This window comes from Undibacterium sp. Jales W-56 (genome assembly GCF_025548535.1).
Classification (GTDB): domain Bacteria; phylum Pseudomonadota; class Gammaproteobacteria; order Burkholderiales; family Burkholderiaceae_D; genus Undibacterium.
Genome location: NZ_JAJLQW010000004.1, coordinates 1 through 16342 on the forward strand (window position 1 = coordinate 1; position 16342 = coordinate 16342).

General features: G+C 51.4%; 13 protein-coding genes and 1 tRNA gene. 3 read left to right on the forward strand and 11 right to left on the reverse strand.

The genetic code is table 11. The annotated features are described in order from the left end of the window. Window positions 1-1102: 1102 nt before the first annotated feature. Together LPB67_RS11745 and LPB67_RS11750 are read right to left on the reverse strand one after the other, a co-directional pair. Complete coding sequence (locus LPB67_RS11745; protein WP_262837438.1) at window positions 1103-1672, reverse strand: flavodoxin family protein; 570 nt, start codon at window positions 1670-1672, stop codon at window positions 1103-1105. Window positions 1673-1739: 67 nt separating this feature from the next. Next, window positions 1740-2441, reverse strand: a complete 702-nt coding sequence (locus LPB67_RS11750; protein ID WP_262837439.1) for a pirin family protein — start codon at window positions 2439-2441, stop codon at window positions 1740-1742. 118 nt (window positions 2442-2559) lie between these two features. Between LPB67_RS11750 and LPB67_RS11755 the strand changes: the two genes are divergently transcribed. Together LPB67_RS11755 and gluQRS are read left to right on the forward strand one after the other, a co-directional pair. After that, complete coding sequence (locus LPB67_RS11755) at window positions 2560-3483, forward strand: LysR substrate-binding domain-containing protein (protein WP_262837440.1); 924 nt, start codon at window positions 2560-2562, stop codon at window positions 3481-3483. Next, the gene (gluQRS, locus tag LPB67_RS11760; protein ID WP_262837441.1) at window positions 3480-4427 is read left to right on the forward strand and encodes a tRNA glutamyl-Q(34) synthetase GluQRS; all 948 of its coding nucleotides are present in this window, start codon (window positions 3480-3482) and stop codon (window positions 4425-4427) included. Before LPB67_RS11755 ends, gluQRS begins: the two co-directional genes overlap by 4 nt. A gap of 16 nt (window positions 4428-4443) precedes the next feature. On the opposite strand, the gene LPB67_RS11765 is transcribed toward gluQRS, so the two are convergent. The 4 genes from LPB67_RS11765 to rpoD all read right to left on the reverse strand — a co-directional run bounded on the left by LPB67_RS11765 (window position 4444) and on the right by rpoD (window position 10489). Further along, a complete protein-coding gene (locus LPB67_RS11765) occupies window positions 4444-5877 on the reverse strand; it encodes a DEAD/DEAH box helicase (RefSeq protein ID WP_262837443.1) in 1434 nt (477 codons plus the stop codon). Between the two features lie 182 nt (window positions 5878-6059). Then, window positions 6060-8054, reverse strand: coding sequence for an Ig-like domain-containing protein (locus tag LPB67_RS11770; protein ID WP_262837445.1), 1995 nt, complete (start codon window positions 8052-8054; stop codon window positions 6060-6062). A gap of 83 nt (window positions 8055-8137) precedes the next feature. Further along, window positions 8138-8215: transfer RNA gene (locus LPB67_RS11775), tRNA-Ile, on the reverse strand. Window positions 8216-8272: 57 nt separating this feature from the next. After that, the gene (gene rpoD / locus LPB67_RS11780) at window positions 8273-10489 is read right to left on the reverse strand and encodes an RNA polymerase sigma factor RpoD (protein WP_410482732.1); all 2217 of its coding nucleotides are present in this window, start codon (window positions 10487-10489) and stop codon (window positions 8273-8275) included. Here rpoD and LPB67_RS11785 point away from each other — a divergent pair. Continuing rightward, window positions 10461-11246 carry a hypothetical protein gene (locus LPB67_RS11785; protein ID WP_262837826.1) on the forward strand — a complete coding sequence of 262 codons (786 nt, stop codon included), beginning with the start codon at window positions 10461-10463 and terminating at the stop codon, window positions 11244-11246. The genes rpoD and LPB67_RS11785 overlap by 29 nt on opposite strands. Window positions 11247-11337: 91 nt before the next feature. On the opposite strand, the gene dnaG is transcribed toward LPB67_RS11785, so the two are convergent. The 5 genes from dnaG to cobA form a co-directional block, all read right to left on the reverse strand. Then, the gene (gene dnaG / locus LPB67_RS11790; protein ID WP_262837446.1) at window positions 11338-13131 is read right to left on the reverse strand and encodes a DNA primase; all 1794 of its coding nucleotides are present in this window, start codon (window positions 13129-13131) and stop codon (window positions 11338-11340) included. Between the two features lie 25 nt (window positions 13132-13156). Further along, on the reverse strand, window positions 13157-13606 hold the full coding sequence (locus tag LPB67_RS11795) for a GatB/YqeY domain-containing protein (RefSeq protein WP_262837447.1): 450 nt from the start codon (window positions 13604-13606) through the stop codon (window positions 13157-13159). Between the two features lie 121 nt (window positions 13607-13727). Further along, window positions 13728-13940, reverse strand: a complete 213-nt coding sequence (rpsU, locus tag LPB67_RS11800; RefSeq protein ID WP_005877634.1) for a 30S ribosomal protein S21 — start codon at window positions 13938-13940, stop codon at window positions 13728-13730. A gap of 256 nt (window positions 13941-14196) precedes the next feature. Beyond that, on the reverse strand, window positions 14197-15393 hold the full coding sequence (locus LPB67_RS11805; RefSeq protein ID WP_262837451.1) for an NAD(P)/FAD-dependent oxidoreductase: 1197 nt from the start codon (window positions 15391-15393) through the stop codon (window positions 14197-14199). A 132-nt stretch (window positions 15394-15525) separates the two neighbouring features. Further along, window positions 15526-16299 (reverse strand): uroporphyrinogen-III C-methyltransferase, encoded by a 774-nt coding sequence (gene cobA / locus LPB67_RS11810; RefSeq protein WP_262837452.1) that lies wholly within the window; start codon window positions 16297-16299, stop codon window positions 15526-15528. Window positions 16300-16342: the final 43 nt, after the last annotated feature.

The following is a 16342-nucleotide window of genomic DNA, read 5'->3' on the forward strand; positions in this document are numbered from 1 at the left end:
CTGAAAAATCCATACCTACGTCTCCTCCATTTACAACCATTAATTTACAAAAATCTGTTCCTCACCCTTGATTAGCGTAAAACCGCAGCTATATCAAAGATAAGACAACGTCACGAATTCTTAAAACCTGTACGCGAAAAAAGCTTGGCGCTAATTTTGCGATTTAATACGTCAATCAAGCAAAAGATTGATGAGGATCCTTCATTTTTTTGAAATTAGCAAGTGCCGGCCTCAAAATTACAAGCTCTTCCCTCTCTAAATGGAGTTCGCTTAGAGCCCGTCATATATTTCGGGGGAACTTACGATGAAAAACGGTAGTCTTCCAAATTCAAAAATGTAACAAAGTTACACGACAAACACAAGCATCATCGTTTTTTACTTTATGAATTGCCTGTTCGATTAAAAAATACAATGAAATTGTAGTTTCATTACATAAATTTCAATGCGCAGCCATCAAGTTATCCGCAAGAATACCACGTCCGCAAAAAATATTCGCTCATTTATAACGATACTAAGAGGCTTCATTCCTATCGGCCTGATGCCCAGGCGAATATTCATCACCGAGCAAACCTCAATGTCAGATGCGCCTAAAAATACTCTGGCCTTTCGGTATTTTGCTAAACACAAACTTAAAACCCTGTTCTGCATTACCCCTGGATCACCGCATGCAGCCTCTGCTACCTGAGTCTGTGTACTATCGATAAATCATGCATCAAATCGGCAATCATCGCATTCACCGCCATCTCGAAATAAAATTTCTTGGCGATATTATAGGAATTTAGACGATCAAGTAAACCACTGTATTTATCACGACAGAGAGCCTGCACAACGGATGTATCAAGCATTCGTTTGCGGCTACTAATACGTCTTATTTGATGAGTGGTTAAGATGTCCTGATAGAATTTTATAAAAAATCAGATACTCCCTATTATTTTAAAAAAATCAAGCTTTATACGTCGGCTTCATGACAATATTAAAATATACATCCCCCAGTATATTAAAAATCAATAAGCAAACGCAAAAAAAGCCCGCCCGGTAACGAGCAAGCTTTTTTGATTATGTTAATACCACCGGTTACTACCACTAAGGCGCTTAAATGCGTTTAAGCGAATTTCGCAGCCGTCTCAGCAACCCGCTTGCCGAACAATTTCGCGGTTTCCAGGTCGCCTGGCAAAGGACCTTCTTCCGGCGAAGAATCGGATGGCGATTGCGTCATCAAGCCTGAGAAGCTGCCGACGTAATTGATATCGTTGCGCTGCGCCGCTTTGCTGTTGGCCGGCATCAGGCCTGTGCCTACCCAGATCATCGAATGCTGTTGCGACAGCGTGAACAAATAATGCAGGGTCGAGAGTTTGTCGCCATTCATGGTGGCCGAATTCGTGAAAGCGGCGGCGATTTTGTCTTTCCAGACCTGGGAATACCAGGGTTTGGATGAGGTATCGGCGAATTTTTTAAATTGCCAGGAGACCGTGCCCATATAGGTAGGCGAACCGAAGATGATCGCATCGGCCGCAGCCAGGCTCGCCCAGTTTGCCTCGGTAATATTGCCCTCGGCGTCAATCTCAATCAATTCGGCTGCTGCGTCCGCTACTGCCGCGCCGGCATGGACAGCTTCCGCCGCTTTTTTGGTATGGCCGTAACCTGAGTGATACACAATCGCTATTTTTTTCATGAAAATTCCTTTATTGATTAGATTTGATGAGATTTTTTGATGCCATTGACACTGTCAGACTTGCCGCTTAGTGCGGCAAATCGAACACCAACACTTCCGCTTGCTGACCTGCTTCTAATGTCAACAATTCTTCCTGCTGCAATTTCACTGCGTCGCCTGCCGACAAGGCTTGTCCATTCACGGTCAAGGTACCGCGTGCCAGATGGACGTAGGTCAGACGGTCGGCGGACAAAACCAGGCTAGCCGCCTGCTCGCCATCGAACAAACCTATGTACAAGCGCGCATCCTGACGAATCGGAATGGAGCCATCTGCACCATCGGGCGAGGCAACCAGCCGCAAACGCCCGAGCTTTTCTTCGCGACTAAAATCTTTTTCCTGATACGCCGGTACTGCATTGATGCGATCAGGCTGGATCCAGATCTGCAGCAAATGCGTAGGCTGCACCGGCGAAGGATTGAATTCCGAATGGCGCACGCCCGTGCCTGCACTCATGTATTGCACATTTCCCGGATAAATCGTACTGCCGTTGCCCATGCTATCTTTGTGCGCAATCGCACCTTCGAGCACATAGGTGATGATTTCCATATCCTTATGGCCGTGCATGCCAAAACCCATGCCGGCGGCAATCCGGTCGTCATTGATCACGCGCAACGGGCCGAAGCCCATATGCGCCGGATCGTAGTAATCGGCGAAGGAAAAACTATGGAAGGACTGCAGCCAGCCATGGTCGGCATAACCGCGCTGTTCGGATTTATGTAGTGTCAGCATTGTGTTCTTATTCAAATAATTGATATGATGTGTACCAATATATAGCTGGTCTATCATTAATAACAGGGGCTTTTTTTCTATCTCTTGTTCAGTTTTTTTGTATAAAAATTCTAATGTCATGAATATCACGCTGGAAGCGTTGCAAATTCTCGATGCGATTGACCGCAAAGGCAGTTTCGCCGCTGCCGCCAATGTGCTCGACAAAGTACCGTCCGCCATCACCTATAGCATCCGCAAGCTGGAAGAGGATCTCGATGTCTTGCTGTACGACCGGCGCGGCCATCGCGCCAAGCTGACGATAGCGGGACAAGAGCTGCTGACCCAAGGCCGCCACTTGCTCCAGGCTGCGGAAGAACTGGAACAGAGGGTCAAGCGCACCGCGACTGGCTGGGAATCCGAATTACGTATCGTGGTCGACGGCATCATTCAATTCGAGAACCTACTCCCGCTACTACAAGAATTCGAACAACAAGCTTGCGGCACGCGACTGAGGATTTCACAAGAAGTATTGTCAGGCGTCTGGGAAACCTTATTAAACGGTCGCGCTGATCTAGCGATTGGCGCCGCTTACGACGGTCCCGACACCTTGCGCATGCATGGCGAATACCAGACCCGTTTGATGGGCAATATCGATTGGGTCTTTGCGGTCGCCGCCCAGCATCCGCTGGCCCAAGCAGCAGAGCCGCTGACTGCCGGCGTCATACAAAATTACCGCGCCATCGTGGTCGGCGATACCGGCCGTCAGTTGCCCTCGATCACGGCAGGCATCTTGAACGGCCAGGATACGCTGACCGTACCGTCCTTACATGCCAAATTATTGGCGCAGGTCGCCGGTCTTGGCTGCGGCAATCTGCCGCGCGCGCTGGCGCTGCCTTATTTAAAGTCCGGCGCCCTGGTTGAAAAAACCCTGGAAGAAACTCGCCTGTCGGGCAATAACCGGATCGCCTGGCGCAGCAACGACAAAGGCAAGGCCTTACACTGGTTTTTACAAAGGCTCGCGGATCCGGTCGTGCAGCGCATGTTGCTGGGCGGCGTCGTATGATCCTATCCCGGCCCCGCCACTATATCGGTCGCTTTGCCCCGTCGCCAACCGGCCCCCTGCACATGGGTTCGCTGGTGGCGGCGATGGCGAGTTATCTGGACGCCAAAGCGCATCGGGGGCAATGGTTGCTGAGAATAGAAGATCTCGATTTTGACCGCAATGCCAAAGACGCGGATCAGATGATCATCGACACCCTGCGGCGCTGCCAGATGCAATGGGACGGCGCGATTGCATGGCAGAGCCAGCGCAGCGCCTTATATGAAGCAGCGCTGCAACAATTAGGCGATGCGATTTATCCTTGCGCCTGCTCGCGTAGGGAGATTGCCGATTCACGCTTAAATAGCCAGGCGACGTCGATTACCGTGTATCCCGGCACTTGCCGTAACGGCCTGCCTGCGGGAAGACAGCCGCGCTCATGGCGGCTCAAGGTACCCGCCGGTGCGCAAAGCAGGAGATCTTTCGATGATCGCTGGATGGGACGACTCAGCCAGGATCTGGCGACGGAAGTCGGCGATTTCGTTTTAAAACGTGCCGATGGATTCTGGGCTTACCAGCTTGCGGTGGTCGTTGATGATGCGGCACAGGGAGTTACCGATGTAGTGCGTGGCGCCGATTTACTCGACTCAACAGCGCGGCAAATGTATCTGCAGGAGTTACTGGGATTGCCGTATCCGCGTTATCTGCATATTCCCGTTGTAGCCAATGCCAATGGGGAGAAATTGTCCAAGCAAACGGGGGCGCAGGCGATTGATGTTGGCGGCTCAGAAAAGGATGTACTTCAGCATGCCTTACTGCCCGCCGCGCATTTTTTGGGATTACACCATCTCGCCGGCACTGACTACCCGACTATTTCCTCATTCTGGCAACAAGCTATCTCTGCCTGGCAGCAGCTGCTGGAAGAACATTCCAACACCGCTACCGCATCTGCCAAATCGGCCGACTAGCTTGAAACAGAACCAATCAGGATTTAGAGAAACCACCGAGCAAGGCCGCTCTTTTTTGCGGCTTTGCTGCAGCAGTTGCAGACGTCGGGGTAGTCGATGCAGGCATGGTTTGTATGGTCGAAGCGCTAGGTTCGTAAGGTTTTAAAAACCAGGGATCGACTTTTTCTCTAGGCTGGTTAAAAGTACGGGCAGGACGCTCAAATGCCTTTGCAGCGGGCTTTTCACCATCAAAAGAACGCGGCTTGCGCTCGGCGTGCACCGCAGTTTGCGCGACAAAACCTGCCAGCTGCAATTTGACGATTTTTTGCTTGATGAGCTTTTCGATATCAATCAGCAAGCGCTCGTCTTTGTCGGTATGCAGAGAAATTGCATCGCCAGTCGCGCCGGCACGACCAGTACGACCGATACGGTGCACATAATCTTCTGCGTTATAAGGCAGGTCGTAATTGATCACGCAGGGCAATTCAGCGATATCCAGGCCACGCGCCGCGACGTCGGTAGCAACCAATACTTCAACTTCGCCACGCTTAAAGGCTTCCAGGGCAGCCATACGTTCGCTCTGCGATTTGTCGCCATGAATCGCAGAGGCTTTTACGCCTTGCTTGACCAGGTGCAATGCCAGGCGAGAGGCGCCGATCTTGGTATTGGAAAAGACGATGACCTGCTTTAATCCGCGCTCACGAATGATGAACGACACGGCATCGCGTTTCTCTTCTTCCGCCACCTTATACAAAATTTGCGTGACATTATCGGCGGTCGCATTGCTCCGCGCGACTTCGATCGTGACCGGGTTCGTCAAGAAACTCGCCGCGAGTTTCTTGATTTCCGGTGAAAAAGTAGCAGAGAACATCAGGCTCTGACGCTGCTTAGGCAGTAAATTGATGATGCGCTGCAGATCCGGCAAAAAGCCCATGTCCAGCATGCGATCCGCCTCATCCATAATCAGGATCTGGGTCTGCGATAAATTGATGGTTTTTTGCTGAACATGGTCAAGCAGGCGGCCAGGCGTTGCAATCACGATCTCCACACCGGAACGCAAGGCGGCAGTCTGCGGCGCCATATCCATGCCGCCAAATACGACCGTAGAACGGAGTGGCGTATGACGCGAATACGCTTGCACATTTTCGGCAACCTGATCGGCCAGCTCGCGAGTCGGCGTCAAAATCAAAGCCCGCACCGGATGCCGCGCCGGCGACGCACTGCTGCTCGCATGCGCCATCAGCAGTTGGATAATCGGCAGTGAAAAACCAGCCGTCTTACCGGTACCGGTCTGCGCTGCCCCCATCACATCGCGGCCTTGCAGTACCACGGGAATAGCCTGCGCCTGAATCGGCGTAGGATGGATATAACCCTGATCAGTCAAGGCGCGCAGTATCTCGGGACAAAGTCCAAAGTCAGCGAAACGCAGGTCGGAGGGGATTTGCTCTATTGGAGCCTTAATTTCGGTCATGTTATGAATGGTGAGCCTTCCGTGGACAGAACACGGCACCAACGGAAAATCGATGATGTTGCGTCATTTTAGGTAAAAATAAATACCTAGCAGGTTTAGGCGTGGTTGAATATGAGAATCGGCACATTATAACACTACGCAATCCCCATCCAATTTCGCATGATTTTCCATCTATTCGACTGCTAAGGATCAAACAGAACCGCCGTTGCCGTTGCCTGTCCGCCGCGTCCATCGCTAATCGTATAGGTGAAACTATCCTGAAAAAATGGTTTGAAAGGGGTAAATAATACTTGTTTGCCCACGATGCGCACAGTCCCGGTACCCTTAGATGGCTGCGTGACAGAGAGAAGACTTAATTCATCTCCATCAGGATCACTGTCGTTTGCGAGCGGATCCAGCAAAGACTCTTTCACCCCGCTCAATCTGAACCAATCATCTTTGGCGATCGGCGCCTGATTTGGCAAAACCACATTGACCGTTACGTTCGCGGACGATGTCAAACCTTGACTATCCTTAATGACATAACTAAAAGCGACTTGTCCCTTAAAGTTCGAAGGTGCGGTATAGACTAATTGCGCCCCCTCAATCCGAACCTGCCCCAGAGGTGCAGAACTGACCGAAACAAGACTGATGCTATCGCCAGGATCAGGATCGCTATCGTTGCTTAATACGGCAAAACTTGTCACACTGCCGGCCAGTACTTCATACGTATCTGCATTAGCTTGCGGCGCTCTATTTTTCCATGCCCTTGTCCGGGATTCGCTTTGTGTTTGCTGTTGACTACGATAAGTATCTACCGTGCGCTTATGCTCAAAGGAAGTACGCATCGCACGCTTAATCCAGGCCGGCTCTTGCGTAATTTCTTCACGTTTATAAGTGACAATCGGCTCGGGAGCCTGCTGTATTTGCTCAGGTATCTCGATCAACTCCTCCTTATCGACAATACTTACAAACTCCATATCTACCCGGCGATTTCGCTCTCGCTCCGACTGCGGGTATTTGGGCTGCGACTTGCCTTTAGCCTCCAGAATCACATCCTCAATACCAAGAATACCTTGAGCAATGAAATAATCTCTTACTGCGGTGGCGCGTTGCAAAGATAAGCGCTCATTGAGACTGGTTGAACCGAGATCGCAAGTATGGCCCACTATACGGACTTTGCCATCGCGAGGATGTTTTTTTAGGATGTCAGCAATTCGGTCTAATTCCGTTTTAGCGGCATCTGTTAATTTTGCACTCGCAAGAACAAAGAAAGCATCCCCACTCATACTAGTGGAAGTTTTAATCAATCGGGTTTCAGTTCTTGCCGGAATAATGATGGGATCTGCTTTCACTGCCGGCTCGGCAACCATGCGGTATTGGTGCGCAGGCTGCGTGGTATTTTTTCCAAAATTGTAGCGGTACATGACAGAAACACGATTGTCGCTTTGCTTCGCTTCGACGTCGCCAGTTTTTCTAAACTGCCCTACTTGCACCGCAACGCTATGGGGAGTGCCGAGGAAAAATTTCTCCGCTGTTAACGATATGCCTACCTGCTTTGCTGAATTCCCGCCCCATTCATAATCCAGGCCCGCGGCCAGGCGAATGTCTTGCGATGAATAATAATGACCCAGTCGCATACCCAGGCCGTTATCGTATGCACGCTCATAGGTGCGCGTCGTTGTCGTAGTTGAAATCGTATCGATATAGCTTCGCCCCGCTTCCACGCCGTTGACCTGTGAATCTACGACTGCCAGATTGCTAGCCACCAATCGTTGTGAGCCTGGACTATGACTGAGATAAATATGTCCAAATAGATTTTCTGTTTCCTGTCCATAACCCAGGCTGATTTTACGGTCGCGCATTGCATTCTGATCGAAACCAATAAAATATTTTGTGACAACGTCATTTGATAATTGATGGTAGCTGATCGCAGCACCACCGGAAGACTTTGCGAACCACGCCTCACCCAACCAACTCACATTATCTTTTTCAATCAAAACACCGGACACTTCTGCCTGCCAGGTCCCGCTATTTTGGTAGCCGATTCCCAATCGAGAACTGGCGCCTGTATATTGCAATGCACCGACATTTTGTATCGATGGAGCATTGATCTCCTGCGCCTGTGCCGATGCGAATGACGCCAATAAAGCGATCAACAGGGATGAGCAAGGGATTTGATAATTTGGTGAATGCATATAAATAGAATTCGGATTCAATCGATGTATTGCAGCACAACGTGACACAAAAAAAGGCTAGCGAAAGCTAGCCTTAGAATCTTTGGTGGGCCTCCCGTGAGTCGAACACGGTACCAACGGATTATGAGTCCGCTGCTCTAACCAACATGAGCTAGAGGCCCAATCTTATCAAACACTAAAAAAACAGGCGTCGAAAAAACCGACGCCATTGTATTACATTAATTACCTTCTAGGAAGCTTTTCAGCTTATCTGAACGTGATGGATGGCGCAATTTACGTAACGCTTTTGCTTCTATCTGGCGAATACGTTCACGTGTCACATCGAACTGTTTACCAACCTCTTCCAAGGTGTGGTCTGTCGACATTTCCACGCCGAAACGCATGCGCAATACTTTTGCTTCGCGCGGCGTCAGTGAATCCAACACATCCTTGACCACATTGCGCATTGAGGCATGCAAGGCCGCATCGGCCGGAGCAAGCGTATGGTTATCTTCGATGAAATCGCCCAGATGCGAATCATCGTCGTCACCGATCGGCGTTTCCATCGAGATCGGCTCTTTCGCAATCTTCATGATCTTGCGGATTTTATCTTCCGGCATTTCCATCTTGATTGCCAGCGTGGCCGGATCCGGCTCGACGCCGGTCTCTTGCAAAATCTGACGCGAGATACGATTCATCTTATTGATGGTCTCGATCATATGCACAGGGATACGGATGGTGCGCGCCTGATCAGCGATAGAACGGGTAATCGCCTGGCGAATCCACCATGTTGCATAGGTTGAGAATTTATAACCGCGGCGGTATTCAAACTTATCCACCGCCTTCATCAGTCCGATATTTCCTTCCTGGATCAGATCCAGGAATTGCAGACCGCGATTGGTGTATTTCTTCGCGATGGAAATCACCAGACGCAAGTTCGCCTCGGTCATTTCACGTTTCGCTTTACGTGCCTTCATTTCACCGGCCGACATCTTTTTATTGATGCCGCGCAGATCGGGTAAAGGCAATACCACGCGCGCTTGCAGATCGATTAGCTTTTGCTGCAACTGCTGCACGGCCGGAATATTCCGACCCAATATGGCACTGTAAGAATGTCCGGCGTTAACTTCGCCTTCTACCCATTTCAAATTAATTTCATTACCTGGAAAAACTTTAATGAAATGGCTGCGTGGCATGTTGCAACGATTGACGACCACTTCCAGAATCTGCTTTTCTACGTGACGAACTTCATCGACCTGACCGCGCAAGGTGTCGCACAATTTCTCCACAACTTTTGCAGTAAAGCGCATACCCAGCAATTCGTTGGAAATCGCTTCTTGCGCTTTCACATACGACTTGGAGTTATAGCCTTCTTTTTCAAAAGCTTTACGCATTTTGTCAAAGTTGCTCGAAATGATGTCGAATTTCGCCAAAGAATCGCGCTTGAGTTGTTCGAGTTGTTCAGCGGAGATGGCGGCAGCACCGGCGGCGCTCGCCTCTTCATCCTCCTCTTCTTCCTCTTCTTCCTCTGCCTCTTCGTCGTCCTCCTCTTCGGCTACAACCACAGGCGCAGGCTTCTCTTCTTCTTCAGCCGCGTTAGGGTCAACCAAGCCATCGACTAATTCATCAATCTTGATTTCATCGTTACGGATACGTTCTGCGGCGACGAGGATTTCTGCAATTGTGGTCGGGCAAGCCGAGATCGCCTGAATCATGTCCTTCAGGCCTTCTTCGATTTTCTTCGCAATGACGATTTCGCCTTCGCGCGTCAGCAATTCAACCGAACCCATCTCACGCATATACATGCGGACCGGATCGGTAGTGCGGCCAAAATCGGAATCGACGGTTGATAGTGCCGCCTCGGCAGCCGCCTCCACTTCGTCGTCGTCATTGGTGACGGTCACGACATTGTCGGACAACAGCAAAGTCTCGGCATCTGGAGCGCGCTCATAGACCGCGACACCCATGTCATTGAATGTACCGATAATGCCTTCGATAGCTTCCGGATCAACCACGTTCTCAGGCAAATGATCGTTGATCTCGGCAAATGTCAGGTAACCGCGATCCTTACCCAGTTTGATCAAGGTTTTCAGTTTTTGGCGGCGGCGCTCCAACTCTTCCGCAGTCGCTTCCGGATCGGCAGAGAAGGCATCTTTCAACAAGGCTTTTTCTTTTGCTTTACGGTCCTTCGCCTTGGCCTTGTCGATGGCTTTCATTTCAGCGCGTTCGACGGCATTCAAGGCAGCGATTTCTTCGTTTTCCGGCTGATATTCTTTTGGTTTGCGACCGCGACGACCAGGGACTTTCACACCCGGCAAAATATAGCCGGATGTATCGATTGCAGCCAATACGGCAGCATCAGTGGTTTGGCTAACGGCAGGCGCCGATCCCGATTTAATTTCCTGGACCTCCGGCGCTTTGTCAGACTTGGCTGAATTCTTGGTTGGCTTTATCACTGTCTTTGAATCGGTTTTGTTAATTGTCACAGAAGCTTTCAATGGTGCAGATTGTGGCTTGTCCGCTTTTTTGCCTACCGCACCATCGGTGGTACGTTTGACAGCGTCTTTGGACTTACGATCAGCCGCGGCTACCGGCTTTGCATTCTTGCTGATTATCACGTCCTTGCCAGGCGCTTTTACACCTGACCTGGTTTCGTTTTTTACACTAGCCCTGGCTTTAGGCTTAGCCGCCGGAGCTTTGGCCGGACTCTGTTTTGAGACGGGCTTTATCACTTTAGGCGCTTTAATGTCTTTCGCAACCTCTTTTTTGGCAGGCACTTTTGCCACTACTTTGCTTGCAGGCACCTTGGCTTTAATGGTACTGACGGCATCTTTTTTGGGCGAAGCTTTAGCAATAAGTTTCGCTGGCGCCACTTTGGCGACCACTTTTTTTGCTGCTGAGGATGTCGGAGTTTTCGCGGGTTTCTTCATTGCATTAGCCATTGAATCAAACCTACCGGAACAGAGATGGCGGCCTGTCTCATACAAAAAGACAATACTTAAGCGCCGAATCATTGGATTCGCCGCGACGAGTATTATCCTTTTCTATGTCAGACCACCCGAGTCTCAGCGCCAGTGTTTTGGGTTACTCGGAGGAGCATTATGCTCACCTAAACAACACATTCTGAATCAGCAAAAATCCGCTTCTCACAGAATGAAACAACCTAAGACCTTGAATCGAAAGCTTTTAATTATATCACGAGCACCGACTTAACTCTAGCCCTCGCAGCCCTACACAAGGCGTTTACTGAACAAAAAATAGGCAAGTTTTGCCGCATCACTACCTCATGCGCCATGTTCAATTGCTATCTTGCCACCACTTCCGCCTCTGCTTGCCGGCGCAATACCTCTTGCATCTGCATAATTTCCCGATACCGTGCGATATCCGCGGGCTCGCGCAAACCTGACGCCGCCAAGGCTTCCATTTCCGACTTTAGCACCTGAAAACGCATTTGCCGGATGGCGCCGGTCAACTCCACTCGAACCACATCAATTTCCGTCTCGGTCTGCCCGGCGATTTCCGCGATCAGCGCATCGTAGTCGGAGCCGGACGCTCGCAAATGCTCGGCGAGCGCCGCGAAATTCGCCTGCTCACCCATGGCTTGGGCAGAAGAAACCAGGTGCATCAGCATTTCCGCGCCGTCCGGCGCTAAATTAGCCGCATCTGCCAAGGCATTTTGATCCAAGGCGATAGCCAGCGAAGGATGCGCGACCAGAATGCGCATAATTTGCCGCTCCAGCCCTACCGGTGCGCTACGCCTGCTTTTGGGCGGCGCAATTCTGGCTCGCGCAACAGGCTGGCTTAGTTCAAACAATGCCTCGATTTCGGCCGGTGTTGTTTTGGTAATCTGAGCGAGGCTGCGCACCATTTGCAAGCGCAGGCCGGAGGCAGGCATTTGCTGCAATAAAGGCTTGGCGTCGAATTGCACCTTGGCCCGCCCTTCCGCCGTTGACAGGTCGCTATCGCCGGTCACTTCTTTCATAAAAAACTGCGACAGCGGCATCGCATCCTGCACCTGCTGCGCAAAAGCCTCATTGCCAAGTGCGCGGATATAGCTATCCGGATCATGTTCGGTCGGCAGAAACAAAAACTTGATGACCTTGTTATCGTTCGCATGCGGCAAGCATGCATCCAGCGCACGGCGGGCGGCACGGCGTCCCGCGCTATCGCCATCAAAGCTGAAAATCACATGATCAGTCTGGCGCAATAGTTTTTGCACATGGGTCGGCGTACACGCCGTACCGAGCGTCGCGACCGCTTGTGGAAAGCCCATCTGTGCTAACGCCACCACGTCCATATAACCCTCGGTCACCAGCACATAACCCGCTTCGCGGATCGCCTGGCGCGCCTCGAACAGGCCGTACAACTCTAAGCCCTTTTGAAATAGCGGCGTTTCCGGTGAATTCAAGTACTTGGGCTCGCCCTGCTCTAAAATCCGGCCGCCGAATCCAATGACCTGCCCTTTGGTATTGCGGATCGGGAACATGATGCGCTCGCGAAAACGATCGTAGCGCTTACGTCCACCACCCTCTTCCTCGCTTTTATCGATTACCAGGCCCGCCTCGACCAAGGCTGGCGCAGCATAATCCGGAAAAACCGCCCGCAAGCCGTCCCAGCCATCCGGCGCATAGCCCAGTCCGAATCTGGCGGCAATTTCGCCGGTCAATCCACGTTTTTTCAGGTAGGCAATCGCTGCCTCTGCGCCGCGCAATTGCTGACGATAATGGTCGCAAGCCTTGCTCATCACATCCGTCAGCGCCAGGCTTTTTGCCTGCACTTCAGCACGCTGGGCGGGGAGCAATTTATCGTCCTCAGGCACGATCATGCCGTTGTTTTGCGCCAGATCCTTGACCGCATCGACAAAACTCATGCCGGAATATTCCATCAAAAACCCGATGGACGTACCATGCGCACCGCAACCGAAGCAGTGATAAAACTGCTTGGTCGGACTGACCGTAAAACTCGGGGATTTTTCATTATGAAAGGGGCACAAACCCATGTAGTTTGCGCCGCCTTTTTTGAGCTGGACATACTTACCCACCACATCGACGATATCGACGCGGGCCAGTAAATCCTGGATGAAGGTTTGTGGAATCAAGATCGTCAGCTCAAAATTGCAGCAATCAGCGTGACGTCAATGCAGCCTTCACCAATGCGGAGACCGCCGTCATATCTGCGCGGCCAGCCAGTTTCGGCTTCAAGATCGCCATGACTTTACCCATATCCTGCGGACCTGCCGCAGCGGATTCGGCAACCGCAGCAGCAACTTCAGCCTGCACCTCGGCATCTGACATACCGGCCGGCATATAAGCAGACAAAATTGCCAATTCCGCTTTTTCGATATCCGCCAGATCCTGACGACCGCCCGCCTCGAACTGGCTGATCGAGTCTTTGCGTTGCTTGATCATCTTGTCGATGATGGTTTGCACCATGGCGTCCGTCAACTCGACCCGCTCGTCCACTTCTTTTTGCTTCATCGCCGCAGTGATCAGACGAATCGTGCCGAGTTTCGCGGTTTCTTTGGCGCGCATCGCTGCTTTCATGTCTTCGGTGATTTGATCTTTTAAGCTCATGGATTTTCCTGGCAATGTAATTGATTAAAAACACAAAGCCCGCTGCGGACTACCGGAGCGGGCATGCTAGCCATCAGATGCAACAACGATGAACGATACTGCGTAGCAGCATCAGTCCAGATTAGTACATTTTCTTAGGCAATTGCTGACTACGAATGCGTTTGTAGTGGCGCTTTACTGCGGCAGCCAGCTTGCGCTTGCGCTCTGCAGTTGGCTTCTCGTAAAACTCGCGTGCGCGCAATTCGGTCAACAGACCGGTCTTTTCGATGGTGCGCTTGAAGCGACGCATAGCGACTTCGAACGGCTCGTTTTCTTTAAGGCGAATTGTGGTCATTTAAGTTCGGAACCAATGAAAAATTTATAGGAAGAACGAGATAGTAGCAGAACTTTGGCAAGATTGGAAGCCGAACTGATTAAATCTTACGCAAAATACGCAAGGACACCAGATTCACGCGGTAACGCTCGCTGGATTCATCCTTGAAAATCACACTATGCGGGGAGTATCTCTATTTTTATACCAAAATCCGCAATATCTGCGGCGATATTTAAAAATACATAGGGCAGTATCTACATCAGATAAAAAAACAACATCAAATTGCACTACCCGCAGCGAATCCCGATGCCCAGGCCCACTGGAAGTTATAACCGCCCAGCCAGCCGGTCACGTCGACCGCCTCCCCGATAAAGTACAATCCGGCAACATTCTTCGCCATCATGCTTTGCTGGGAAAGTTCGCGCGTATCGACGCCGCCTCGCGTGACCTCGGCTTTGCGATAGCCTTCCGAGCCGTTCGGGATCAATTGCCAGCGATTGATATTGTCGCCCAACTGGCGTAAGCGCTTGTCCGTCATGTCGGCAATTTTCGCGTCGCCGGCAAAACCGTTCGCCGCCAGCAACCCGTCCGCCAGGCGCGCAGGTAAATAGCCTGCGAGGTGGTTCGCCAGATTTTTCTTAATGCTCCCTTTGCCAGCAATCAACTCTTCCGCCAAATCGATTTCGGGCAGCAAATTGACCGTGATCGCCTGGCCGGGCTGCCAAAAACTCGATATCTGCAAAACCGCAGGACCGGACAAACCGCGATGGGTAAACAAAAGATCTTCCCTGAATACGGTCTTATTCTTTTTATCGCCAGTCGCGATATCCACTTCCAGCGAAATCCCTGACATCGGCACGAAAGGCTCCCAGGCCAGAGGATCAAAGGTCAGCGGCACCAGGCCGGGCCTGGGTTCGACGATCTTCAAATCAAACTGACGCGCAATTTTGTACGAAAAATCGGTCGCGCCGATTTTGGGAATCGACAAGCCGCCGGTCGCGATCACAAGCTGCGCGGCAGCAAACTCGCCCTGATCGGTATGAACCCGATATCCGGCTTCCGTGCGCTGAATATCCGTCACCTGACAAGGCATGCGCCATTGCACTTTGCCGATATCGCATTCGGACTTCAGCATGCGGATCACGTCTTCTGCGCTGTCATCGCAAAACAATTGCCCCTTGTGCTTTTCGTGATAGGCGATCCGGTATTTTTTAATCAAACTTAAAAAATCCTGCACCGTATACCGCGCCAGGGCGCTTTTGCAGAAATGCGGATTTTCAGAGAGAAAATTAGCCGGACCGGCCTGCAGATTAGTGAAATTACAGCGGCCGCCGCCGGAAATACGGATTTTTTCCGCCAGCTTGCTGGCATGGTCGATCAGCAAGACGCGCTTGCCACGCTGACCCGCAATGCTGGCGCACATCATGCCGGCAGCACCCGCACCGATCACGATTGCATCGTAGTGTTGACTCATTACCTGTCTTTCGTATTTTTTCACGCTTTATTGCCCGCCCTGAATTTCCATACAGCAGCGTTGAGGCGTGATTGTAGCCGATGCTATTTACAGCGGATACCCGGAAAGACGATTGCAGAGAATCTGTTTTTGTCAATAAGTCCCTACCGAAGCGGGCCACGGCGTGGCTGACCGGTATTGCGCATCAGCGCAGCGCACCACCTCGCCGATCACAATCACGCTAGGACTCGCCAATGGGGAGGCGGCCAGATCGCTGGCCAGATACTGCAAAGTCGTGATCAGTTGATTCTGCTGGTCACGGGTTGCCGACTGGATGACCGCAACCGGAGTCTGTGCCGGCAAACCGCCGGTCATCAACTCATCCTGGATTTGCCGACTATGCGCGACGCCCATATAAATCACCAGCGTCAAGCCGGTTTTCGCCAAAGCCGACCAGTCAGGCTGATGCTCCGGCGTTTTTCCGTGACCGGTCACAAAAATCGCTCCCTGCGCCCAATCCCTATGCGTCAGCGGTATCCCCAGGCTGGCCGGCGCAGCAAGTCCGCTGCTGATGCCATTAATCACTTCGACTTCAATCCCGTGCTGCATCAGATGCTGACGCTCCTCGCCGCCGCGCCCGAAGATAAAAGGATCGCCGCCCTTCAACCGCACCACAGAATGACCGGCCCGCGCTTCGGCCAGCATGAGTTTTTCTATAAACGCCTGCGGCGTCGACTGGCAACCGCCGCGCTTGCCGACCTGTATGACGCGGGTTGCGGATGTTGCATGCTGCAATACTTCAGGGTTGACCAGGTCATCAATCAGGATCACATCTGCCCCCGCGATCGCCTTGACCGCTTTCAATGTCAGTAGGTCAGGGTCGCCGGGGCCGGCACCGACCAGACATACCTTTCCAGTGGTTTGCATGGATCACTCCTCTCGCTTGGATAAACACACTCCTTACTATGCA